General features: G+C 45.2%; 23 protein-coding genes and 2 rRNA genes. 1 reads left to right on the forward strand and 24 read right to left on the reverse strand.

Going from position 1 to position 22,700, the window contains the following annotated elements:
• Nucleotides 1-52: 52 nt before the first annotated feature.
• The 9 genes from ispE to metG form a co-directional block, all read right to left on the reverse strand.
• Nucleotides 53-922, reverse strand: coding sequence for a 4-(cytidine 5'-diphospho)-2-C-methyl-D-erythritol kinase (gene ispE, locus H2R00_RS14780; RefSeq protein ID WP_154999880.1), 870 nt, complete (start codon nt 920-922; stop codon nt 53-55).
• A gap of 426 nt (nt 923-1,348) precedes the next feature.
• The gene (locus H2R00_RS14785) at nt 1,349-1,534 is read right to left on the reverse strand and encodes a small, acid-soluble spore protein, alpha/beta type (RefSeq protein WP_003178189.1); all 186 of its coding nucleotides are present in this window, start codon (nt 1,532-1,534) and stop codon (nt 1,349-1,351) included.
• Nucleotides 1,535-1,690: 156 nt separating this feature from the next.
• On the reverse strand, nt 1,691-1,951 hold the full coding sequence (gene veg, locus H2R00_RS14790; RefSeq protein ID WP_003178187.1) for a biofilm formation stimulator Veg: 261 nt from the start codon (nt 1,949-1,951) through the stop codon (nt 1,691-1,693).
• A gap of 225 nt (nt 1,952-2,176) precedes the next feature.
• A complete protein-coding gene (gene yabG, locus H2R00_RS14795) occupies nt 2,177-3,058 on the reverse strand; it encodes a sporulation peptidase YabG (RefSeq protein ID WP_154999872.1) in 882 nt (293 codons plus the stop codon).
• A 160-nt stretch (nt 3,059-3,218) separates the two neighbouring features.
• On the reverse strand, nt 3,219-4,097 hold the full coding sequence (gene rsmA, locus H2R00_RS14800) for a 16S rRNA (adenine(1518)-N(6)/adenine(1519)-N(6))-dimethyltransferase RsmA (protein WP_182069589.1): 879 nt from the start codon (nt 4,095-4,097) through the stop codon (nt 3,219-3,221).
• Entirely contained in the window at nt 4,090-4,650 is a 561-nt protein-coding gene (rnmV, locus tag H2R00_RS14805) for a ribonuclease M5 (protein WP_182069591.1), read from the reverse strand. The genes rsmA and rnmV overlap by 8 nt, the downstream gene beginning before the upstream one ends.
• A 167-nt stretch (nt 4,651-4,817) precedes the next feature.
• Nucleotides 4,818-6,143, reverse strand: a complete 1,326-nt coding sequence (locus H2R00_RS14810) for a G5 and 3D domain-containing protein (RefSeq protein ID WP_154999875.1) — start codon at nt 6,141-6,143, stop codon at nt 4,818-4,820.
• A 116-nt stretch (nt 6,144-6,259) separates the two neighbouring features.
• Complete coding sequence (locus tag H2R00_RS14815) at nt 6,260-7,027, reverse strand: TatD family hydrolase (RefSeq protein ID WP_182069593.1); 768 nt, start codon at nt 7,025-7,027, stop codon at nt 6,260-6,262.
• Nucleotides 7,028-7,111: 84 nt separating this feature from the next.
• Entirely contained in the window at nt 7,112-9,100 is a 1,989-nt protein-coding gene (gene metG / locus H2R00_RS14820; RefSeq protein ID WP_182069595.1) for a methionine--tRNA ligase, read from the reverse strand.
• Nucleotides 9,101-9,607: 507 nt separating this feature from the next.
• Here metG and H2R00_RS14825 point away from each other — a divergent pair.
• On the forward strand, nt 9,608-9,898 hold the full coding sequence (locus H2R00_RS14825) for a transition state genes transcriptional regulator AbrB (RefSeq protein WP_085959887.1): 291 nt from the start codon (nt 9,608-9,610) through the stop codon (nt 9,896-9,898).
• 49 nt (nt 9,899-9,947) lie between these two features.
• On the opposite strand, the gene rsmI is transcribed toward H2R00_RS14825, so the two are convergent.
• The 15 genes from rsmI to H2R00_RS14900 form a co-directional block, all read right to left on the reverse strand.
• Nucleotides 9,948-10,826, reverse strand: coding sequence for a 16S rRNA (cytidine(1402)-2'-O)-methyltransferase (rsmI, locus tag H2R00_RS14830; protein WP_154999881.1), 879 nt, complete (start codon nt 10,824-10,826; stop codon nt 9,948-9,950).
• Nucleotides 10,801-11,094 carry a GIY-YIG nuclease family protein gene (locus H2R00_RS14835; RefSeq protein WP_182069597.1) on the reverse strand — a complete coding sequence of 98 codons (294 nt, stop codon included), beginning with the start codon at nt 11,092-11,094 and terminating at the stop codon, nt 10,801-10,803. Before H2R00_RS14835 ends, rsmI begins: the two co-directional genes overlap by 26 nt.
• Complete coding sequence (locus H2R00_RS14840) at nt 11,081-11,824, reverse strand: tRNA1(Val) (adenine(37)-N6)-methyltransferase (RefSeq protein ID WP_020449796.1); 744 nt, start codon at nt 11,822-11,824, stop codon at nt 11,081-11,083. The genes H2R00_RS14835 and H2R00_RS14840 overlap by 14 nt, the downstream gene beginning before the upstream one ends.
• 64 nt (nt 11,825-11,888) lie before the next feature.
• The gene (yabA, locus tag H2R00_RS14845; protein WP_154999878.1) at nt 11,889-12,251 is read right to left on the reverse strand and encodes a DNA replication initiation control protein YabA; all 363 of its coding nucleotides are present in this window, start codon (nt 12,249-12,251) and stop codon (nt 11,889-11,891) included.
• Between the two features lie 14 nt (nt 12,252-12,265).
• Nucleotides 12,266-13,093 carry a competence/sporulation regulator complex protein RicT gene (gene ricT, locus H2R00_RS14850; protein ID WP_020449794.1) on the reverse strand — a complete coding sequence of 276 codons (828 nt, stop codon included), beginning with the start codon at nt 13,091-13,093 and terminating at the stop codon, nt 12,266-12,268.
• A 2-nt stretch (nt 13,094-13,095) separates the two neighbouring features.
• Nucleotides 13,096-14,085, reverse strand: a complete 990-nt coding sequence (gene holB, locus H2R00_RS14855; RefSeq protein ID WP_182069599.1) for a DNA polymerase III subunit delta' — start codon at nt 14,083-14,085, stop codon at nt 13,096-13,098.
• An 11-nt stretch (nt 14,086-14,096) separates the two neighbouring features.
• Entirely contained in the window at nt 14,097-14,537 is a 441-nt protein-coding gene (locus tag H2R00_RS14860) for a YaaR family protein (protein ID WP_003178158.1), read from the reverse strand.
• An 11-nt stretch (nt 14,538-14,548) separates the two neighbouring features.
• Complete coding sequence (locus H2R00_RS14865; RefSeq protein ID WP_003178156.1) at nt 14,549-14,878, reverse strand: cyclic di-AMP receptor DarA; 330 nt, start codon at nt 14,876-14,878, stop codon at nt 14,549-14,551.
• A 75-nt stretch (nt 14,879-14,953) separates the two neighbouring features.
• On the reverse strand, nt 14,954-15,592 hold the full coding sequence (gene tmk, locus H2R00_RS14870; RefSeq protein WP_154999879.1) for a dTMP kinase: 639 nt from the start codon (nt 15,590-15,592) through the stop codon (nt 14,954-14,956).
• On the reverse strand, nt 15,589-17,031 hold the full coding sequence (locus H2R00_RS14875) for an aminotransferase class I/II-fold pyridoxal phosphate-dependent enzyme (RefSeq protein ID WP_244958335.1): 1,443 nt from the start codon (nt 17,029-17,031) through the stop codon (nt 15,589-15,591). The genes tmk and H2R00_RS14875 overlap by 4 nt, the downstream gene beginning before the upstream one ends.
• Before the next feature lie 140 nt (nt 17,032-17,171).
• On the reverse strand, nt 17,172-18,365 hold the full coding sequence (locus H2R00_RS14880) for a toxic anion resistance protein (RefSeq protein ID WP_182069603.1): 1,194 nt from the start codon (nt 18,363-18,365) through the stop codon (nt 17,172-17,174).
• Between the two features lie 15 nt (nt 18,366-18,380).
• Complete coding sequence (locus H2R00_RS14885; RefSeq protein WP_182069604.1) at nt 18,381-18,998, reverse strand: 5-bromo-4-chloroindolyl phosphate hydrolysis family protein; 618 nt, start codon at nt 18,996-18,998, stop codon at nt 18,381-18,383.
• Nucleotides 18,999-19,211: 213 nt separating this feature from the next.
• Nucleotides 19,212-19,403: a sigma factor G inhibitor Gin gene (locus H2R00_RS14890; RefSeq protein WP_154999618.1), complete on the reverse strand. Its 192-nt coding sequence runs from the start codon at nt 19,401-19,403 to the stop codon at nt 19,212-19,214.
• A 170-nt stretch (nt 19,404-19,573) separates the two neighbouring features.
• Nucleotides 19,574-19,689, reverse strand: a 5S ribosomal RNA gene (gene rrf, locus H2R00_RS14895).
• A 56-nt stretch (nt 19,690-19,745) separates the two neighbouring features.
• Nucleotides 19,746-22,670, reverse strand: a 23S ribosomal RNA gene (locus H2R00_RS14900).
• Nucleotides 22,671-22,700 lie beyond the last annotated feature (30 nt).

The following is a 22,700-nucleotide window of genomic DNA, read 5'->3' on the forward strand; positions in this document are numbered from 1 at the left end:
TTACCTCCAAAATCCGAATATTTTTAAAAACAATATAACTTAACATACGGATTTAATCAAGTTCATTTTGTTCTCCGATCATCCGCACCGCATAAACCTGATCGCAAAACCCTCTTAATCCGTTATAGATTCTTTGCACTTTTGATTCGTATTGAACCAGTCCGAACACAGTGGGACCGCTCCCGCTCATCAGCACAGCATCGGCGCCGAACCGCTTCATTTGATTTTTGATCATCGCGACTTCGGGATGCATATTCAATGTAACAGATTCGAGAACATTGCCGAGCTTGCCACACATTTTTTGAAAATTCTTCTCTTCGATCGCAGTAATCATACCTTGAACATCCGGGTGTTCAATCTCGTCGACTTTCAGCTGCTTGTACACTTCTGCAGTTGATACGCCGATCGTCGGCTTTGCCAGCACAACCCAGCAGTGCGGCGGAGTCTCGATATGACGGATTTTCTCTCCCCTTCCCGTTGCAAGAGCCGTTCCTCCATGTACGCAAAAGGAGACATCAGATCCGATCTCAGCGCCGAGCTCAGCCAGTTCATTCATCGAAAGCTTCAAATCCCACAGACGGTTCAGCCCTCTGAAGACCGCAGCGGCATCGCTGCTTCCTCCAGCAAGCCCCGCCGCAACGGGAATCACTTTCGTAATAAAAATAGAAACACCTTTTTTAATGCCGTATCGTTCTTTCATGAGCATTGCAGCCTGATAAGCAAGGTTTCGCTGATCGTCGGGAACAAAGCGATTATGCGAAGAAACCGTTACTTTATCTTCTGCCAGCTCGGTTAATTCAATCCGATCCGCCAAATCAATTGTCGTCATGACCATCTCTACTTCATGATACCCATCTGGACGTTTGCGGCGAACGTCGAGCGACAAATTAATTTTAGCCGGCGCCTTCTCTAAAATACGCAATCCATTCACCTACTTCTCCATCTAAACATAAGTATCCACATTGTAACATATTTTGAAGTACAGGACGTACAAATGCATGCGTTGCGGCAGGACGCCGCGCCCTTAGCATGCGATCCTTTTTCCTTACAAGTACAAATGCATGCGCCCGCGCAGGACGCCGTGACCTTAGCATGCGATCCTTTTTCCTTACAAGTACAAATGCATGCGCCCGCGCAGGACGCCGTGACCTTAGCATGCGGTCATTCCGTACAAGTACAAATGCATGCGCCCGCGCAGGACGCCGCGATCTTAGCATGCGGTCATTCCTGCAGATCGCGAATGCCGTCCCCTCGCAATGAAACCTCAGGTCGCGTGCAGCGCGCTGAGCAGCTGAAAATGGATCAATGAAAAAACGGAGGACAGAAGCGCCCTCCGTATGTCACTGTTTTAATGATTTTGCTGATTTTGAGCCATATGCTGTTCGGCTAATTCGATGGCCCTCTTCACCATGTTGCCGGCGTCTCTGGCCCGAATTCCGCCCCAGCCCTCGGTTTTTACCGTATCGTAAAATCCAAGATCTTTAGCCAATTCATTTTTGAATTCCTCTGACATGATGCTTCGACGTCTGCCCATGCGAAACAGCCCCTTTCAAGTATCATACCATCCGTCTGACTCATCATAAAACAAGTGACATGTATTAGCTTTGCTCGATTTGTGCAGAACTTCCCCGAAAAATTTTGGATAAAAAAAGGCAAAACAAAAAGCAGCAAACATAAAGTCCGCTGCTTATTAAAGGGCTACTGAGCTGGTTTTATCATCAGAAAATCTCAATTCAACCGTCTCAGTAAGAATATCCGCATAACTGTATGAAACTCTTTCAAACGAATTCTCGTCTTGGTCTAGTTGTATCACAAAAACAGAAGGGTACGTCTCAGCTAAAATGCCCGAACGCTCAATCGTTTTTCGGCGGCCACCGTTTGCTTTTAACGTCAGCCTTTTTCCCAAATGTCCATCAAGCGATCTTTTAATATCGGACAACGTTTTCGCCATTGCATCCACCTCACTATATTCAGTATACACCAGAAGCCCATTTTTGTCAAATAAAATTTAAATTATATCAACGTTCATGAGCCTCTGTCAATAAAATAATTGTGACAAATTATACGCCGACTTTCCCTTATTTTCCTCAATTTTCGTTTCGTTATGTATGTTTTTTTAAAAAAAGGTAAAAACATTCGGCTGTATGGCAAAAAACCCGCCATCCGGCGGGCTCGTTTAATCGTTTGCTTTCGTTTTATATGGCATTCCGATACGCAATACGCCTCGCGTCTCAATCCCTCCGAGTCCCTTCTCCCTCGTCAAGGTATTTCTGAGCACTTCCCAGACGTTAATGCGGTCCATAAACGGAGTGAAGCTGATTTTTGCGACTATATAGACCGGGTCAAGCGCATGGATGTTGACTCTTGACGGAGAGCTTGCAAAATTTGCACCGGCTTTGATCAGTGATTCAAAATGAGACTGGCATGCGCCGGCAAAAATGACGAGCTGATCAAGATGGGGAATTTTTTTCCTCGCTTTTTGAACGGTTTCGATAAAATCTTTTGAATGCCTGTAGGCATCCAGATCGTTAATATCGCCCTTCTGCTTAGAATAGGCATCGTGTCCGGTGATGACGAGAAGATCCGGGCGGTACTCATCGATCAGTTCCTCGATGACTGATGACATTTTCTTTTCATAACAATGAATACCGTATACAGGAACCCCGATCTTTTCATAGAGCGCCAGACATTTTTTCAAATAAGCCGAATCCCCGTCTAAATGAAGGACTCTTCCGGGCATATGAAAGTACTGCTGCTGATTGTTATATTGGTTTGTGGCGCGGTACTCATGTTTATCGTGAAGGAGTTTGTAATCCTGGCGGAGAAGGTCGAGGGATTCCTTCATTCTCGTTTCTTCTTCCCGCTTTCTCATCTGCCGCTCAGCCTCGCGGACAATCTCCAGGTCCGCCAAATGTGCGTCAGCGATTAATCTGACCTCATCTCCGTGCAAAACGGCTACAGGTTCTCCATTTGCCGATTGATCAATTCGTATAATTCGAAATAAGATATCTCTTCGATAAGATTTTCTGACGACCATATCGCCTATTTTAAATTGCATGCTTTTCACTCCACACATAGACTAAGCCCCATCCTGTGAACATCAAACCATGAAAAGTAAAGGTGCTTCTTTAGCCTATGTGCCCGCCCTTCAAGTGGTGAACGGATGACAAGCCTGATCAGGCTTAAAGCCCGCCTTCAATAATAAAAAAAGCCCTCCATTAAAGAAGGACTTCTCTCAAGCGATCAGATAAGACGGCGAACTCTTCAATGCTAAGCGATTCTCCGCGTCGTTTTCCATCGATTTGTGAATCCTGAAGCGCTCTTTCAATTTTTGATTTATTCTCTTTGCCATTCGGCAGGTTGTTGACGAGATTGTTGAAAAGCGTTTTTCGACGCTGTGCGAAGCTTGCTTTTACGACCTGAAAGAAAAAGGCATCATCTTGAACAGCAACAGCCGGATCTTTCCTCAGGGTCAGCCTGATGACCGCGGAATCCACGTTAGGCTGGGGGACGAAAACGGTCTTTGGCACATTCATGACCGTTTTGGCTTCCGTATAAAACTGAACCGCGATGGAAAGGGACCCGTATTCCTTTGTAGAAGGTTTTGCAGCCATTCGGTCCGCCACCTCTTTTTGAAGCATGACGACGATCCCTTTCAGCGGCAGATTTTCTTCTAAAAGCTTCATAATGATGGGAGTCGTGACGTAATACGGCAGGTTGGCGACAACCATCACCTCATTGCAGTCTTGAAACTGTTCGTCCATTACCGCTCGAACATCGGCTTTCAGGACATCCTGGTGAATGACAGTCACATTATCATACGGAGAAAGCGTATCTTTTAAAATCGGCAGAAGCCTTTGGTCGATTTCGAAAGCCGTCACTTTCTTCGCACGCTTTGCCAGCTGCTCGGTCAGTGCCCCGATCCCCGGACCGATTTCAATCACGCCTGTACGCTCCGTCACCCCGGCATGGTCGACAATTCTGTCCAATATGTTCGTGTCAATCAAGAAGTTTTGCCCCAGGCTTTTTTTGAATGAAAATCCGTATTTATTGAGAATTTCCTTCGTCCTAATTGGGGTGGCGATATCTTTATTCATGTTCTTCCTCCCGCAGCACAGCATCCAGTGCGCTTAAATAATCACTCTTTTTAATCTGAAACATTTGCAGCCGCTTTTGAAGCTGTTTCCCATTTGTATAGCCGATATTCAATATCTCGCCGAGCCGCTCCCTCCTTCGTTTTGCCAGAGGGCCTCCGATCAGGCCGGCTTCGATTAAATCCTGGGCCTCAATCTCAGGTTCCGTCGCTTCCATTTCCTCCTGAACGGTCTTTAAGCATTCGCGGATCGCCTCAAGCGAAGCGTGTTCGACACCGATTCCGCGCTTATTTTTAGGCTTTGCCAAATGCTTGGGCAAAAATGCATGCTTGCAGCCGGGGACTTTTTCTGCAATCGTTTTTCTGATTTTTTCCCCCGGGAAATCGGGATCGGTTAAAATAATAACCCCGCGCGTTTCCTGAGCAAGCCGAATCCGTTTGATGACGTCTTCCCCTATGGCTGATCCGTTCGTTTCGATCGTATCTGCATCAACAGCCGATTTGATTTTTGCTGTGTCATCACGGCCTTCGACAACAATGATTTCTTTAATCTTCATTTCTTCCTCCGTATGATGAAAAACCTTTTATTACATTTTTAAAATTATTGAAACCTTTTTGTAATAAAACCGTCTAATTTATTAGAAAACAAGATGGATCTATTATAACCAAAAAAACAGAGGGCGCAAAATCCCTCTGCTTATATAAGAAGCATAATAAATGATATTTAGTTCAATACCTTGATTTTAACTCTTTTGTTTCCCCAGCGGTAAGCTGTAGACTTATTCGGAAAGAATACATCGATTTTACGGCCTTTGATGGCTGAGCCTGTGTCGGCTGCAACCGCATAGCCATATCCTTCTACATGTACTTTGGAACCCAGCGGAATGACGCTCGGATCGACAGCGATCACTTTAGCACCCGGATTATTTTTCAAATTAACGCCGGTCGCAGTGTGGCCTGAGCATCCGTTGCAGCTTGCCGTATAAGCTGTAGAGGATACATAAAATTCTTTTCCTGAGGATTGATTTCCACGCGATACATTCGCGCTGACTTTAGCCACTGCGGCTTGCTTTGTACCGACAGCGATAATTTTGGCTTTGCTTTCGGCTGCTGTTTCCTCTTTAATCAGTTCTCTGGAAACTTCCTTACCGTTTTTCATAACAACGGCATAGTGCTTTTTAAGCTTGCCATGTTTACCGTCCCGTACAACTTTTTCTTTTCCCTTTTCAAGTGAATCGTCCTCTTTTTTCTGGACTTCAAAAGGGATGTTCTCTTCCACTACATCGGTGACTTTTTTGATACGAGTAATGTGAATCGCCTGATCTTTTGTCAGCTTTTTATCAAGCGCAGGCTTTACTTCATCATCGCCCTTTATGCTGATCTTATGATGTTTTAAAAAGTCAGCGACCGTAGTCGAAGTCGTCCATATGTCTTTATCTTTACCGGCATCCTTTACGGTTACTTTAAAAGCCCTTTGCAAAGTCAGCTTCATATCTTTCGTTATTTCTTTATCAACTGAGGGGTCAATTTGATCGTGTTCCGCCAACTCTAAATTTAAATCTTTCAGAAGTTTGCCGACTGTACCCGCTGTTGTCCAGATTTCTTTTTCCTGTCCGTCGACTGTCAAATGAACAGGTTTTGCGGCAATATACTCAACATTCATGTTTGCCGTTAATTTTGTATCTTCAGCGGGAGAGATGTGATCTTCTTTCCTCGTCTCGATGTCTAAGCTTTTCAGCAGCCCACCTACGGTTGTAGCATTCGTGCGAACATCCTGCTTTTTCCCGTTTATCGAAATGGTGACTTGCTGTTTAGCGAGCTCATGTGCTCCGTAAGCAGTTCCGCTTCCTGCGACAAGCAGTCCAGCAGCAATCAGTATCCATCTGCTTTTGCTAAGCTTTACGGAAAACAGCTTTTTCATTTTTTGTATGATGAAAAACGCCTCCTTCTCCTCGGGGAGATTATATAGAGTATCTACAAGCCTGTCAACCCTCCTCTCTATTTTCTCCGCAAGCCCGCCATCTCTTTTATTATGGGAAAACCACCTCATAAAAGAAAGAAAGACTTGTCGACAAAGATATCCTATGAGTGTAAACAGACATGTAGAACTTTTTAGAACCGTCCCCCGAAGAGACAAGCTTGAACAAGGCTCGATATCAAATCGTGTCAGCTGATGCCGAAAAGTTTTTTTGCATTTTCTGTCGTGATGGCCGCTATTTCTTCATAAGTCATCCCTTTTAATTCAGCAATCTGTTCGGCGACAAGCTTGACATAACTTGGTTCATTCCGCTTCCCTCTGTATGGATGAGGCGTTAAATACGGGCAGTCCGTCTCAATTAAAAGTCGGTCATTTGGTATTTGTTTGACCACTTCCTTCGGCTTTTTGGCGTTTTTAAATGTGACGGGGCCGCCGAAAGATAGGTAGAAATTCATATTGATGCACTCTTGTGCAATTTCGGCGCTTCCAGTATAACAGTGCATGATCCCGCCGACTTCCTTGGCCCCTTCTTCCCGCAAAATAGAAACGACATCCTCCGTTGCATCACGGTTGTGAATCACGATTGGCAAGCCGACTTCTTTTGCCAAAGCGATCTGTTTTCTGAACACCTCTTTTTGAACGTCCTTCGGCGACTTATCCCAATGGTAATCAAGTCCCATTTCTCCGATCGCCACAACTTTCTCATGGGCGGACAGGCCTTTGATCCAAGCCAAATCTTCATCGGTCATATCAATTGCATCAACCGGATGCCACCCGATGGCAGCATAGATAAAATCGTATTCTTCAATCAATTCCATCGCACGCTTGATCGTCGGACGATCGAATCCTACAACAACAATGTGTTCCACTTTTTCTTCCTTTGCCCGAGCAATGACTTCTTCCAAATCCTCATTAAATTGCTCGGCATTTAAATGTGCATGTGTATCAAATAACATCAGAATGCCACCTTTTTTAAAAATTGTCGAAAAAACAAAAGGTGTTCGACGAAATGTTACACGTGGAACACCCTTTGCCTACATTTATTTGATTCGCGTTCCGTTTGCTAATGAACTGTCTACCGCTGCAAGCGATAGAACGCCATTGTCTTCTCCAGCCAATATCATGCCTTGAGAAAGTTCTCCTCTTAGTTTGACCGGTTTTAAGTTTGTTACACAAATGACTTTCCGGCCGACAAGCTCTTCAGGTTTGTAATGCTTGGCAATTCCTGAAACGACTTGGCGTTTTTCAAAGCCCAAATCAAGCTGGAGCTTTAGCAGGCGGTCAGCTTTTTTGACGGGTTCGGCACGGAGTACTTCAGCCACTCTCAGCTCTGTGCTCATAAAATTGTCTATCGTGATTTCCGGAAGCCGTTCAGGTGCTTTTTCCTCCTGCTTCGGTTCTTCTTTTGGAGCCGTTCCCTGCATTTTTGATTTGATATAAGCAACTTCGTCTTCCGCCTCAAGACGCGGGAACAATGGTTCTCCTTTTTGAACGTTTACAGATGTCAGCTGGCCGAAGCTTTTGATGCTGTCCCAGGTTTTCAATGCCGCATCCGTGATGCCGAGCTGTGCAAAAATCTTTTCAGGCGTCTGCGTTAAGAACGGCTGCAGCAATACAGCGGTGATGCGCAATGACTCTGCCAAATGGTACATGACCGATTGAAGCTCTTTTTCTTTGTCCTTATCTTTTGCCAGTACCCAAGGGGCTGTCTCATCGATGTATTTATTCGTTCTGCTGACAAACTGCCACAATGATGAAAGCGCAACAGAAAACTCCATATTTTCGATCGCTTGTTCGTACGCTTCAATTGTTTTTTGCGAGAATGATGACAACGGTTCGTCAAAAGCGGTAACCGGGCCTTCATACGACTGAATCCGGCCGTCAAAGTATTTGTTGACCATGGCGACCGTTCTGTTCAACAGGTTGCCTAAATCATTCGCTAAATCATAGTTAATTCGCTCGACAAATCCTTCCGGTGTGAATACGCCGTCAGAACCGAACGGCACTTCGCGGAGAAGATAATAACGCAACGCATCAAGTCCGTATCTGTCGATTAATGTGACTGGATCAACCACATTGCCTTTTGATTTAGACATTTTTCCATCTTTCATCAGCAGCCATCCGTGGGCAAAAACCTTTTTCGGCAGCGGAAGGTCCAATGCCATCAGCATAATCGGCCAGTAGATGGTATGGAAGCGGACGATCTCCTTACCGACAAGATGTACGTCTGCCGGCCAATATTTTTGATAATTTTCATCGTTTGCCGTATTAAAGCCAAGTGCCGTAATGTAATTAAACAGCGCATCTATCCAAACATAGATGACATGCTTCGGATTGCCGGGCACTTTTATCCCCCAGTCGAACGTCGTCCGGGAAACAGCCAAATCTTCAAGACCCGGTTTGATAAAGTTGTTGATCATTTCATTTTTGCGGGATTCAGGCTGAATGAATTCAGGATTTTCTTCATAGAAAGCGAGCAGCCGGTCCGCGTATTTTCCCATGCGGAAGAAGTAAGATTCCTCTTTGATTAACTCAACGGGATGGCCGCTGTCAGGACTTTTTCCTCCGATCACTTCGCCTTTCTCGTTTCGCTCAACATCAACGAGCTGGGTTTCTGTGTAAAACGTTTCGTCAGGGATGCTATACCAGCCCTCATATTCGTCAAGATATATATCACCATTGTCAAGCAGCTTCTGAAAAACCTTTTCGATCACGTTTTTATGACGTTCCTCTGTCGTCCGAATGAAGTCGTCATTAGATATGTCGAGCTTTTTCCAAAGCTGCTGAATGTCTTCTGCCGCACGATCGACCAATTCCTGCGGAGTGATATTTTCCTTCTCCGCCGTTTGCTGGATTTTTTGTCCGTGCTCATCTGTACCTGTTAAGTATCTGACATCAAAGCCTCTCAGTCTTTTATACCGAGCCATTGCATCACCGGCAACGGTTGTGTAGGCATGTCCAATATGTAGCTTTCCACTTGGGTAATAAATGGGTGTAGTGATGTAAAACGTATTTTTTTCTTGCGGCATGATGGAACCTCCCAATTAAAATGTCAAAAAACTCCCGCCCAAAGGACGAGAGCGGCATGTGTATTCATTCAGTATATACTCAATATATAATCCCTCTTTATATGATACCATCTTAGCCTTCAAGTTCAAGAAAATATACATTGTCGATCCATCATGAATACGGTCGATTACAAATTTTATAACAGAAAGAAATATTATACTTCGACAAAAAAATGCTTTCATTGTCGAATAATGTCGTATATAATCGATATGAGGAAAAACCTTAGTTCGAAAGTCTTGATTTAAGGGCTTTTTTTTGATTGAACATTCTGTTTTATCATCTTCAATTCCCTTGTTACATCAGTTCTTCCAAGGTCTTTTGACTATATGATCTAATTTTTACAAACAATAGAAAAGAAAATGATTGACGTTTATTGGAAACCTTGTTATGCTAGGACTGTAAGGATTTTGTCGAATAATGACGAAGATAATAAACACCTATAAAAATAACAATCTTTCGGGAGGAGAATGAATATGAAATCTACAGGTATTGTACGTAAAGTTGATGAGCTAGGACGCGTGGTGATTCCGATCGAACTTCGCCGTACGCTTGGAATCGCAGAAAAAGACGCTCTTGAAATCTATGTAGATGACGAAAAAATCATCTTGAAAAAATATAAACCAAACATGACTTGCCAAGTTACAGGTGAAGTTTCTGATGACAACCTTAAACTTGCAGGCGGTAAATTGGTTCTTAGCCCTGAAGGCGCTGAGCAAATCATTAACGAAATTCAAGCACAACTTCAATCTCAAAAATAATTATTTTGATTATACAAAAACCGCTCTTGCCGAAGCAAGGGCGGTTTTTTTAGTTTTGAATATGATAAGCGTCATAAATTTTCCGTTTCGGAACGCCGCGGTCAACCGCGGTTTTTTTAATGGCTTCTTTTGAATGATATCCTTCGCTGATATAATGCTCAACATGTTCTTTTTCTGAAAGGTGCTCCCACCAGACCGTCTCTTCAATCGTTTCTTCGCGGTTGCTTCCCTCGATCACAAGGCAAAACTCTCCGCGCACCTGTTCCTGTTCAGCCCATGTGAGCGCTTCTTCGATCGAACCTCTGATAAATTCTTCGAATTTTTTCGTGAGTTCTCTTGTCAATGCGATTTGCCGGTTGCCGAATACTTCTTTGATGGCTGACAAAGTTTCTTTCAGCCGATGCGGCGACTCGTAAAAAATGATCGTTTCCTGTCTGTTCTTCAAAGCCTCGAGCTGTTTTTTCCTTTCCCGTTTGTTGCGGTCCAAAAAACCGAAAAAGAAAAACGGCTGCGGTGCAATGCCTGAGGCAATCAGTGCGGTCAAAGCGGCATTTGCACCGGGCAAAGGCACGACATAGCCGCCCATTTCGATAAAATCGCGGACGATTTCAGCCCCTGGGTCAGATATTGTCGGCATTCCGGCGTCACTAACCAACGCGACGTTTTTTCCTTCTTTCAGCCATTCCAAAATTTTGTGTCCGCTGCTTTCTTTATTGTGTTCATGGTAGCTGACAAGCTGTGTCTCGATTTCATATACATGGCACAATTTCTTCGTCTGCCTCGTATCCTCCGCAGCGATAATGTCCGCCTCTTTTAACACGGAAACCGCTCGAAATGTCATATCCTCTAAATTGCCGATGGGTGTCGGAACGAGATATAACATGCCCATGTCTGATTTTTGATCAAAGCTCTTTTGCCGATTGATAATCAACACCCTCCCGTCTTTTTTCTTCTATATAACGTTCTTTGTTTTTTCTCGATAATTTTTTGAAATAGTACTCAGCCTGCATCGCTTCTCGTTTCGTTGAAAAGGACTCAGCATAATGGAGTTTAACCGGCAGCCTTGCCCTCGTATACTTGGCGCCTTTCCCGTCATTATGGGTTTTCAGGCGCTTCTCGATATTGTTTGTATAGCCGGCGTACAAACTGCCGTCCCGGCACGCAAGCACATAAAAGTAATGGCTACTCGTCTCCATATAAAATCTTTCTTATTTCAGGTGTATATTGATCTTGTTCATCATACACAAACAAAGGAGGCAGAATTTTCAGGTCAGGCCGGCCGTCTTTTATTCCTTCCACTAAAATAGTGTTGGCTTCTTTGCTTTTTTTCGGGTAAACAAATTGGACCCGCTTCGGCTCGATTTGGAAGGCCTTCATCAATTCAAAAATTTCGAGCAGCCTCCCCGGCCGGTGAACGAGAGCGAGTTTGCCGCCCTGCTTTAATAGCTTGCTGCTGACGCGAACGACGTCTTCAAGCGTGCAGTAAATTTCATGTCTGGCAATGGCCAGATGTTCATTTAAGTTTTGCTCTGTTTTTTGCGGCGTCTTGAAATAAGGAGGGTTGCATGTGACGACATCAGCCTTATTGTATCCGAGCACCTGCGGCATATTGTTCAAGTCGTCCCTGATGAGATGAATTTGTTTTTGCAGGTTGTTGTATTCCACGCTGCGGAGGGCCATGTCATACAACCTTTCCTGAATTTCCACCCCGGTGATGGCGGCTTTTGTCCGGGTGCTGAGAAGCAGCGGAACAATCCCGTTCCCTGTGCACAGATCAATGATATTTCCTTTTTGTATCGGAACGTAAGCAAATTTCGACAGCAGAACAGCATCTAAGGAAAATGCAAAAACTGTCGGGCTTTGCACGATTTTCATATCTTCTGCCAGTAAATAATCCAGTCGTTCATCATCTTTTAATTGAATCATGTCTTTTCCCTTTCCTAAACACATTGTACCGTTAAAAAGGCTTCCGTTCCGCCGGAAGCCTTTCTTATTTTTTATTTAAAAACGAGAGACAGAACAGACAGTCTCCTTCTTTGCGAACACTTCCGTAATGAATGTTGCAAATATGGAAGCCCTCCTGATACAGGCGCGCCAAATTATCATGGCCCTCTCCAATATCAGCATGCCCTGTCTTTTCTGCTTTTATCTCTTTTTCATCGGATTTTGCGCTATTTAACCTTTGATCTGTCTCTTCCAGTCTCTTGCGCAAATGCTCGTTTTCAAGCTGTAAATGATTGTTTTCTTCAATCATTTCCCCGATATGCTGCTTGAGATCTCCAAGCTGGCGGTAGAGGGACCCGATTTGTTCTTCTAAACTTATCACTGTATCAAACAATTCTTTTTTATCCAAGGTTTCACACCTCGTTAATCTGTGGTTTGTGCAGATACGACACCTTCTTGCAACAGCTCATCCCACGTATATTCAACGACTTTGTCGCAGTCTGTCAGTTCGACCTGGAGAATGCGTTCGAGAATATTCAACCCGACGACTTTTGCCGGGCCGTTGGATGTGGCGATCACTTCCCCGATATCCGGAAGCTGTTCTTTTGCTGTTTCGTATTCATCGTTTTCATACTTCAGACAGCACATCAGCCGTCCGCATAGTCCGGAAATCTTCGTCGGATTCAGCGACAGATTTTGATCCTTTGCCATTTTAATAGAAACGGGCTCAAAATCACCTAAAAATGTGGAACAGCAAAGCATTCTTCCGCACGGTCCGATACCGCCGAGCATCTTCGCTTCATCCCTGACGCCGATTTGTCTCAGCTCGATTCTCGTCTTAAAGATTGATGCCAAATCTTTGACAAGTTCTCTAAAATCGACTCTTCCATCAGCCGTAAAATAAAAAATGACTTTGTTGCGGTCAAAAGTGAATTCCACATCGACCAGCTTCATCTCAAGGCCATGCTCGTTAACCTTTTTCTGGCAAACATCAAAGGCGGACAGCGCAGCTTCTTGATTCTCTTCAACGATCAGGCGGTCGCGCTCATCCGCAACTCTGATCACTTTTCTTAAAGGCAGCACGACATCGTTCTCGTCTACTTTCTTGTTGGCGATGACAACCTGCCCGTATTCAACACCGCGAACCGTTTCGACGATCACACAGCTGTCTTTATCTATCTGAAATCCGTTCGGATCGAAATAATATATTTTGCCCGCTTTTTTAAAGCGGACACCAATAACGTTGTACAAGCTTATCCCTCCTGCAGCATTAAAACCAAGTGCTCCATTAATCCTTGAGCATTCACATTGGAATAAAGCCGTTTTTTTGCTTCTAAAACAGCAAGTATCTGGTTTGTCACTCTTTGTTGTGTTGTTTGCAGCGCATGCTGTTTTAATAATTGGAATAAGTCCTGAAATAGTATTTTATCTTCATGTCCCAACTGAATGGACAACACGTCGCGATATATAAATAAAAGCATATCAAGACCCATTTCTTGGTGGTCTTTCTCCTTGAAAAAGGGCATCCACTGATCTTGAATATAGAAAAAAGCATGTCCTTTTCGCTGGTGTAAGACTTCATACAATTTTATCACTTTCGCTCGCGACTCTGCAAACTGATCATTTCGACTCAATTCGAGCGCTTCCGATAAATTGTTTGTCATATTCGACAAAAGGGCTGCAATATTCGGTGAGACCTCTTGTTTGATCAGTTCTTTTTCAATTGATTCGGGCTGCAAAGACTGAAAGGATAAAACCTGGCATCTCGATATGATCGTATCGAGCAATTTTTGCGGCTGTTCCGTTAAAAGAACAGCGATTGTATCGCTGCTCGGCTCCTCTAAAAACTTCAGAAGGCTGTTCGCCGCATTGACCGTCATTTGATCCGCATGGGAAATAATGTACAGCTTTTTATGCGATTCCAAACCGGTCTTTGAAAACTCTTCCTGAAGCGCCTGGATTTGTCCCTTTTTAATGGAAAGGCCGTCCGGATGCACGACGTGTACGTCCGGGTGGTTTCCTGATTCAATCCGCTGACAGTTCCTGCACGACTCACATGGCTCTGCTCCGTCTTCAAGGCAAAAAAAGCTTTTTGCGAGAAGAGTTGCCGCGTCTAATTTGCCCGTCCCTTTGCGCCCTTCAAATAAATAGGCATGGGCAAGCCGATTTCTTTCTATACTATTTTGCAAAAGCTTCATGACCCGTGGCTGAAGCTTCTGCATTTCTGTCCAGGTTGTAGCCATACCATCACTCTCTATGTGTAAAGGTTTATCAGTAAACCCTTTATTTCGCCAATGCGTTCTAAAAGTTCGATAGAGGATTTTTCTTGATCCATAAGGTCCTCTGTTAATTGCACAAGCTTTTCGTCCAGTTCTTTTACAATGCTTAATGTCCGGCTGTTTCCGTACAGATCGAAGCTTCTTGAATTCTCCACCGTCAGACCGTTTTCAACGGTCTCTTTTACAAATCGTTTGATCAAGCCTTTGAACCTGGCCAAATCTTTGAAGTTTCTCGATTTTGAGAGGCGTTTTCCGAACGCTTCAATATCTGTTAAAAGCATTGTCAGCTGTTCAACTCGAAGCTTGCCGCTTTGTATATTCATCTTCTCTTTAAATGAAGCAGAAACATTTTCCCCTCTTGCAGGCGGAGTCTGCTGTTTCTCTATCATTGTACGCAGTTCTTGACTTATTTTCATATCCTCAACCCTTAAAATTGATGGAATTGCTCGATCGGCAGTACAAAAACGGTTGCTCCGCCCACTTCAACCTCAACGGGATAAGGAACATATGAATCGGCATTTCCGCCCATTGGAGAAACAGGGGCAATCAGCTGATCGCGCTTGCTTCCGTTTTCTTTTATTAAGCTTAAAGCTTTGTCTACTCGAATATCATCTACACCCAACATAAAGGTTGTGTTTCCCGATTTCAGAAAGCCACCGGTTGACGCCAGTTTGGTCACGCGAAAATTGTGATCGGTCAAAGCCTTTAAAAGCCGGTTGCTGTCTTGGTCTTGAACAACAGCGATAATTAACTTCATATGAAAAGCCCCCTTTTGGATGGAAACACTTTAAGGATACTCTTGTTACCATTATAACAATGAATGGTAAACAGGTCACAACTGATTTTCTTTTAATGCTTCCTCAATGATGTTATTTACCCTTTTTAACACATGTTCAACATTTTGACTGGCATCCACGATCCGAAATCGTCCGGGAAACCGGTTCATAACTTCTTCATAGCCTTTTTGAACAAGCTGATGAAAGTGGATTTTTTCCAGATCAAGCCGGTTTTTCTCTCTGGCATGATTTAAATTGATCCGTTTCATTCCCTCTTCCGGATCGATGTCGAAATAAATCGTCACATTCGGCATCATGCTGCCGATCGCAAATTGATTAACAGAAAATACTTCATCAATGCCGAGTCCCCTGGCATACCCCTGATAAGCAAGCGAGCTGTCGATGAACCGGTCGCATAAGACGATTTTCCCTTCTTCAAGCGCCGGTTTTACTTTTTCGACAAGGTGCTGCCTTCTTGCGGCCGCATATAACAAGGCCTCTGTTTTTGGATCCATAGCTGTATGGCTTGGATTTAAAATAACCTCGCGAATTCGTTCAGATATTTCAATGCCGCCCGGCTCCCTTGTCGCAAGAACAGAATAGCCGTTTTTCTTCAATTGGTCTGCCGCAGCCTGAAGGATTGTCGTTTTCCCCGCACCTTCAGGCCCTTCAAAAGTAATAAATAAACCGTTCATGATTTCTCCTCTTCTATATATACAGTTAGTTGCTTTTGTTTGAGCTGATTGCTGCCCTGAATGTGTACATTCAGATCGATGAGCCGCGTCAGCCGGCTGATCGTCTCTTTTGTTATTCTCTCGCCCGCCATGATCAACGGAATACCTGGAGGGTATGGTATGACCGGTTCTGCGCTTATTCTGCCCGCCGCTTCGGTAAAAGGCACCGATTCTTTTTTGAAGGCGGACAACTTGTTTTTCCGATAAGACAAAGCCGTGACTTTTTCAGAAGGGATTCCGATTCCGGCAGGATGATCGTGTTGAACAGCTGTATCTTTTATTCTTTTGCCGATTGTGCTGATCAGTTCCGGCGCAGGCATATTTTTTCCTTCAAGCGGCAGGATCAACAAGACTTGCCTTTCATCCGCCAATTCAGGATGGATGCCGTTTGCTTCAAATATGGATTTCAGTTCAAAACCGGAGTGGCCGTACGCTGATCTGATACACAGCTTAAGCGGATCTTGCTGGATACGGGCATCAGCCGGCTCGACGATCTCGGCTCCGTTTATTTGAGAAAAGACTTCTTTCAAGTTGAGGAGCTCTTTCTCAATATCGGCTGTTCGATTTGTTTTCAAGAGATCTTCGGCGTATGCCCTGGCTATATCCAAAGATGCCATGATTGGATAAGAAGGACTGCTGCTTTGAAGCACGGACAGATAGTATGCCAGTCTGTCTCTGTTGATCCTGCTGCTGTTAAGATGCAGATAAGACCCCATCGTCATCGCCGGGAGCGTTTTATGCGCGGACTGGACGACGACATCGGCGCCCGCTTTCAGCGACGACTGGGGAAATGGATGGCCCAGCACAAAATGGGCGCCGTGAGCCTCGTCGACTAGAACGGGAATACCGTGTTGATGGGCCTCTTCTATGATCGGCTTCAGATCAACTGCATGTCCGTAGTAATTGGGATATGTCAACACAATCCCTTTAGCGTGCAGATATTGTGAAATTGCATCTTCAACCGTTTCATACAGTATATGTGTGGGAACGGCCATCGCCTCATCAATTTCCGGTGTCAAAAAAACCGGATGAGCGCCTGAAAGTTCAATCGCATGAAATACAGACTTATGGCAGTTCCGCTGAACGAGTATCGTGTCACCCGGCTGACAAACAGCCAAGATCATAGCCAGATTCCCGACGGTCGAACCATTGACGAGAAAAAAACTTTCTTCCGCGCCATAAAGCTGCGAAACTAAATCCTGTGCTTCCTTGATGACGCCTGATGGCTCATGCAAATCATCCAGACCCGTCAGTTCAGTTAGGTCCACTTTGAGAATCGTTTCAAAAAAAGTTTTCGCTTCATCAAAAAAGACATCTCCATTGTGATGTCCCGGAACGTGAAAAGAATAATGATGTCCTTCAGCATGGTTCACCAATGCTGTATATAAAGGTGTCTTCATATAAACCGATCCTTTAGTCATCTTCTCTATTTTCTTCGGCACCCGGGGGCTGCCGGATGCCGGTATGACATTCTGCATTTATTATACCCTTCAAGGCGGATTACATAAAGGGCGGACGTTTTGGTAAATGTTTATCTTGCTTATGATAAACGGTTTTGGTTTTCTTTCATGTCCAGCAGCTTAGCCTTGAGACCGTCTTCCATTGCCCTTATTTCTTCTTCTGCCTGCAGGCGCTTTGAACGGCCTTCCTCTTGAATTTTAAGCGTCTCCTCGAGTGTTCCAATCAGATTGTCCTGCACTTGTTTCAATGTTTCGATATCGATAAAGCCGCGCTCATTTTCCTTGGCCGTTTCGATCGTATTGGCCTTCAGCATCTCGGCATTTTTCAAGAGCAGTTCGTTTGTTGTGGCTGAGACCTGTTTTTGAGCCTCTACTGCCCGGCGCTGCCTCAACAGGGTGAGCACAATGGCAACCTGATTTTTCCAGAGAGGAATTGCTGTCATAATCGAGGATTGGATCTTTTCCGCCAGCACTTGATTTGTGTGTTGGATCAAACGGATTTGCGGGGCGCTCTGCAACGTAATTTGTCTGCTTAACGTTAAATCATAAACCCGCTTTTCAAGCCGGTCGGCAAACTGAATCATATCGTTTACTTCCTGAACGGCCATATGATGATGTTCTGTTTTCGATTTCTCTTTTAATTCGGGAATGGTTTTATAATTTAATTGTTCAAGCTTCAGTTGCCCGGCTGCAATATAGACATTCAGTGCTTCATAATATTCTTTATTTTTTTCATAAAGCCGTTCGAGCATCTTATTATCATTGATCAGCGCGCTCTTGGAATGCTCAAGTTTTACGCTGATTCTGTCTATTTGGGCGCCGGTTTTTTGATACCTTGATAATACTTCTTGAACAGAATGGGATACTCTTCCGAAAAAACGGGAAAAGAAGTTCCTTTTTTCAGTTTTCAATTCATCAGGGCTGACCTGTTCAAGCTTTTTCATTAGGTCGCTTAAAACCTGACCAATTTCACCGATATCTTTTTTTTGGACGTGCTCAAGCATCTCGTGTGAAAAGTTCAAGAGCTTGGATTGAGCTTGCGTTCCATACAGAGTAATGCTGTTATGGTTTTTCGGATCGATCTGTTCGGCCAGTTGAAATGCCTGCCGGCGTTTTTCTTCAGATAACGTATCAACCAGATTTACTTGCTGCTCGCGGTGTTCTTCCGCCACGCCGGAAACAGGCGCTTCTCCTTGTCCAAAAGGATCGGAAAGCAAATCATCAATTTCAAGCTGTGCGCCAGTTTTGTGTAACGATGGTTTATATTCGCTCATTTTAGCTTTCCTCCATCAGCTTTTTTTCATTGAATGCTTCGCGACGTCCAGTTCAAACTCCAAGTGGTCAATGTCTGTTTTCAGCAAGTCATAAAGGTCGTCTTCCAATTGCTTGGCTAGCTTATCGATCATCATGCGCGTTTCGCTTAAAGAAACTTCAAGCTTCGCATTGCGCTTTGGCTGTGACGCCAAAAACGCATGCTTTTCCGTCAGTTCAACAATTGAATCGAGGCTTTGATAATAAAAGCGTTCAACCTGGTAAAAACGCTTTGGTTCGTTCTTTGTGATGCTATAAATTTTTCTAACGATACGAAGAATTTCCATATTCTGTTTAATCGTTTGGATGTTTTTGACTGCAAATAAGGCTTTTCTTAAACGGGCAATTTTCAGCTTAGCTTCCCGCAGATTCTCCTTTATATAGGCATATTCCCGCCGTGTAAGCTGGTTTTCTTTTAAAAATAAATACGTTCCGTACCATTTCCCGCCAAGATAAACGGCAACCCAGGCTCCGGCTGCGTAAGCGGAGGACAGCAGAAAAGTCTGGTTAAGAGCGAAGAAGCTTGTGAACCAAAGGAGCACGGACAATGCGCTTGCAGCAGTTGCACGAAGCATAAAATGAAGAATCGGTTTCATTACACCACTACTCCTAATATATCAATTTCTTTTTTTATGATAAATCGGTCGTTTCTTTATACTACTCTCTAATACGGATATCGGCTAAACAAAGTTTCAGCTCAAAAATCATGGTATATAGCAAAAAAGACACCTTAACCGTGTCTTCATCACTTTCATTATACCCTTCATCCATACCGACTTAAAGGCTTAAAAAAAAAGACCTGAAACGGTCTAAGAATATAATGGCGGCGTACGGAGACTCTTTAATTTTTTGACATAGTCAGAGTATTCGGGGTCTGATGTTGATGTAGATATGATATTTTTCTCACAATCCGAACATAAAAATTTCGTATAAAGGTGAATTCCTTCGGTTTTATTTTCCTCGCAAATGATACACGTTTCCCCATGATTAGACTTACTCATCCATTCCACCTCCATGGGTTTCAGTATTCCCAAAGAACAGCATTTGTATACAAAATTAAGAAATTTTTTGAAGGTTAGATTAGTATATGTAGTTGAGAAGTGTTAGGTGTTTGTATCAATGAAGTTCCACACAAAAAAGACCAGCTTATATAAGCTGGTCTTTTTTAAGCGCTTGGCGGCGTCCTACTCTCACAGGGGGAAGCCCCCAACTACCATCGGCGCTGAAGAGCTTAACTTCCGTGTTCGGCATGGGAACGGGTGTGACCTCTTCGCTATCGCCACCAAACTAATTGAGAGGTGTTCTCTCAAAACTAGATAACGGTCAGACAATTCACAAATATTTAGGTTAAGTCCTCGATCGATTAGTATCTGTCAGCTCCATGTGTCGCCACACTTCCACCTCAGACCTATCAACCTGATCATCTTTCAGGGATCTTACTTCCTTGCGGAATGGGAAATCTCATCTTGAGGGGGGCTTCATGCTTAGATGCTTTCAGCACTTATCCCGTCCGCACATAGCTACCCAGCGATGCCCTTGGCAGAACAACTGGTACACCAGCGGTGCGTCCATCCCGGTCCTCTCGTACTAAGGACAGCTCCTCTCAAATTTCCTGCGCCCGCGACGGATAGGGACCGAACTGTCTCACGACGTTCTGAACCCAGCTCGCGTACCGCTTTAATGGGCGAACAGCCCAACCCTTGGGACCGACTACAGCCCCAGGATGCGATGAGCCGACATCGAGGTGCCAAACCTCCCCGTCGATGTGGACTCTTGGGGGAGATAAGCCTGTTATCCCCGGGGTAGCTTTTATCCGTTGAGCGATGGCCCTTCCATGCGGAACCACCGGATCACTAAGCCCGACTTTCGTCCCTGCTCGACTTGTAGGTCTCGCAGTCAAGCTCCCTTGTGCCTTTACACTCTGCGAATGATTTCCAACCATTCTGAGGGAACCTTTGGGCGCCTCCGTTACCTTTTAGGAGGCGACCGCCCCAGTCAAACTGCCCACCTGACACTGTCTCCTGCCCGATAAGGGCAGCGGGTTAGAAGGTCAATACAGCCAGGGTAGTATCCCACCGATGCCTCCACCGAAGCTGGCGCTCCGGTTTCCAAGGCTCCTACCTATCCTGTACAAGCTGTACCAACATTCAATATCAGGCTGCAGTAAAGCTCCACGGGGTCTTTCCGTCCTGTCGCGGGTAACCTGCATCTTCACAGGTACTATAATTTCACCGAGTCTCTCGTTGAGACAGTGCCCAGATCGTTGCGCCTTTCGTGCGGGTCGGAACTTACCCGACAAGGAATTTCGCTACCTTAGGACCGTTATAGTTACGGCCGCCGTTTACTGGGGCTTCAATTCGCACCTTCGCATACGCTAAGCGCTCCTCTTAACCTTCCAGCACCGGGCAGGCGTCAGCCCTATACTTCGCCTTACGGCTTCGCAGAGACCTGTGTTTTTGCTAAACAGTCGCCTGGGCCTATTCACTGCGGCTCTCTCGGGCTTGCACCCTAACAGAGCACCCCTTCTCCCGAAGTTACGGGGTCATTTTGCCGAGTTCCTTAACGAGAGTTCTCTCGATCACCTTAGGATTCTCTCCTCGCCTACCTGTGTCGGTTTGCGGTACGGGCACCTCTCACCTCGCTAGAGGCTTTTCTTGGCAGTGTGGAATCAGGAACTTCGCTACTATATTTCGCTCGCCATCACAGCTCAGCCTTACGGGAAACGGATTTGCCTATTTCCCAGCCTAACTGCTTGGACGCGGATATCCAATACCGCGCTTACCCTATCCTCCTGCGTCCCCCCATTGCTCAAATGGTGAGGAGGTGGTACAGGAATATCAACCTGTTGTCCATCGCCTACGCCTTTCGGCCTCGGCTTAGGTCCCGACTAACCCTGAGCGGACGAGCCTTCCTCAGGAAACCTTAGGCATTCGGTGGAGGGGATTCTCACCCCTCTTTCGCTACTCATACCGGCATTCTCACTTCTAAGCGCTCCACGAGTCCTTCCGGTCTCGCTTCACAGCCCTTAGAACGCTCTCCTACCACTGTTCGTAAGAACAGTCCGCAGCTTCGGTGATACGTTTAGCCCCGGTACATTTTCGGCGCAGAGTCACTCGACCAGTGAGCTATTACGCACTCTTTAAATGGTGGCTGCTTCTAAGCCAACATCCTGGTTGTCTAAGCAACTCCACATCCTTTTCCACTTAACGTATACTTTGGGACCTTAGCTGGCGGTCTGGGCTGTTTCCCTTTCGACTACGGATCTTATCACTCGCAGTCTGACTCCCAAGGATAAGTCTTTGGCATTCGGAGTTTGACTGAATTCGGTAACCCGGTAGGGGCCCCTAGTCCAATCAGTGCTCTACCTCCAAGACTCTTACCTTGAGGCTAGCCCTAAAGCTATTTCGGAGAGAACCAGCTATCTCCAGGTTCGATTGGCATTTCACCCCTACCCACACCTCATCCCCGCACTTTTCAACGTGCGTGGGTTCGGCCTCCATTCAGTGTTACCTGAACTTCACCCTGGACATGGGTAGATCACCTGGTTTCGGGTCTACGACCACGTACTCATGCGCCCTATTCAGACTCGCTTTCGCTGCGGCTCCGTCTTTTCAAACTTAACCTTGCACGGGATCGTAACTCGCCGGTTCATTCTACAAAAGGCACGCCATCACCCGTTAACGGGCTCTGACTACTTGTAGGCACACGGTTTCAGGATCTCTTTCACTCCCTTCCGGGGTGCTTTTCACCTTTCCCTCACGGTACTGGTTCACTATCGGTCACTAGGGAGTATTTAGCCTTGGGAGATGGTCCTCCCGGATTCCGACGGAATTTCACGTGTTCCGCCGTACTCAGGATCCACTCAGGAGAGAACGAAGTTTTGACTACAGGGCTGTTACCTCCTATGGCGGGCCTTTCCAGACCTCTTCATCTACCTCGTTCTTTTGTAACTCCGTACAGAGTGTCCTACAACCCCAAGAGGCAAGCCTCTTGGTTTGGGCTAATCCCGTTTCGCTCGCCGCTACTCAGGGAATCGCATTTGCTTTCTCTTCCTCCGGGTACTTAGATGTTTCAGTTCCCGGGTCTGCCTTCTCATATCCTATGAATTCAGATATGGATACTGCTCCATTACGAGCAGTGGGTTTCCCCATTCGGAAATCTCCGGATCAAAGCTTGCTTACAGCTCCCCGAAGCATATCGGTGTTCGTCCCGTCCTTCATCGGCTCCTAGTGCCAAGGCATCCACCGTGCGCCCTTTCTAACTTAACCGTTAAAAGAATCACTACGTGATATCTTGCA

The sequence above is a fragment of the Bacillus haynesii genome (genome assembly GCF_014042035.1).
GTDB lineage: Bacteria > Bacillota > Bacilli > Bacillales > Bacillaceae > Bacillus > Bacillus haynesii.

Excerpts from the sequence above, each read along its gene's own strand:
- H2R00_RS14815 (WP_182069593.1), bottom strand. The coding sequence starts at position 7,027 with ATGTTATTTGATACACATGCACATTTAAATGCCGAGCAATTTAATGAG.
- H2R00_RS14880 (WP_182069603.1), bottom strand. The coding sequence starts at position 18,365 with ATGAGCGAATATAAACCATCGTTACACAAAACTGGCGCACAGCTTGAA.
- H2R00_RS14840 (WP_020449796.1), bottom strand. The coding sequence starts at position 11,824 with ATGATTCAATTAAAAGATGATGAACGACTGGATTATTTACTGGCAGAA.
- metG (WP_182069595.1), bottom strand. The coding sequence starts at position 9,100 with ATGCCGCAAGAAAAAAATACGTTTTACATCACTACACCCATTTATTAC.
- tmk (WP_154999879.1), bottom strand. The coding sequence starts at position 15,592 with ATGAACGGTTTATTTATTACTTTTGAAGGGCCTGAAGGTGCGGGGAAA.
- H2R00_RS14825 (WP_085959887.1), top strand. The coding sequence starts at position 9,608 with ATGAATATGAAATCTACAGGTATTGTACGTAAAGTTGATGAGCTAGGA.
- holB (WP_182069599.1), bottom strand. The coding sequence starts at position 14,085 with ATGGCTACAACCTGGACAGAAATGCAGAAGCTTCAGCCACGGGTCATG.
- veg (WP_003178187.1), bottom strand. The coding sequence starts at position 1,951 with ATGGCGAAAACGTTGTCCGATATTAAAAGATCGCTTGATGGACATTTG.
- H2R00_RS14865 (WP_003178156.1), bottom strand. The coding sequence starts at position 14,878 with ATGAAGTTAATTATCGCTGTTGTTCAAGACCAAGACAGCAACCGGCTT.
- H2R00_RS14875 (WP_244958335.1), bottom strand. The coding sequence starts at position 17,031 with ATGAAGACACCTTTATATACAGCATTGGTGAACCATGCTGAAGGACAT.
- H2R00_RS14810 (WP_154999875.1), bottom strand. The coding sequence starts at position 6,143 with ATGAGGTGGTTTTCCCATAATAAAAGAGATGGCGGGCTTGCGGAGAAA.
- H2R00_RS14860 (WP_003178158.1), bottom strand. The coding sequence starts at position 14,537 with ATGAAAATAAGTCAAGAACTGCGTACAATGATAGAGAAACAGCAGACT.
- rnmV (WP_182069591.1), bottom strand. The coding sequence starts at position 4,650 with ATGAAGATTAAAGAAATCATTGTTGTCGAAGGCCGTGATGACACAGCA.
- H2R00_RS14785 (WP_003178189.1), bottom strand. The coding sequence starts at position 1,534 with ATGGGCAGACGTCGAAGCATCATGTCAGAGGAATTCAAAAATGAATTG.
- H2R00_RS14890 (WP_154999618.1), bottom strand. The coding sequence starts at position 19,403 with ATGAGTAAGTCTAATCATGGGGAAACGTGTATCATTTGCGAGGAAAAT.
- rsmA (WP_182069589.1), bottom strand. The coding sequence starts at position 4,097 with ATGAATAAAGATATCGCCACCCCAATTAGGACGAAGGAAATTCTCAAT.
- H2R00_RS14885 (WP_182069604.1), bottom strand. The coding sequence starts at position 18,998 with ATGAAACCGATTCTTCATTTTATGCTTCGTGCAACTGCTGCAAGCGCA.
- H2R00_RS14835 (WP_182069597.1), bottom strand. The coding sequence starts at position 11,094 with ATGGAGACGAGTAGCCATTACTTTTATGTGCTTGCGTGCCGGGACGGC.
- yabG (WP_154999872.1), bottom strand. The coding sequence starts at position 3,058 with ATGCAATTTAAAATAGGCGATATGGTCGTCAGAAAATCTTATCGAAGA.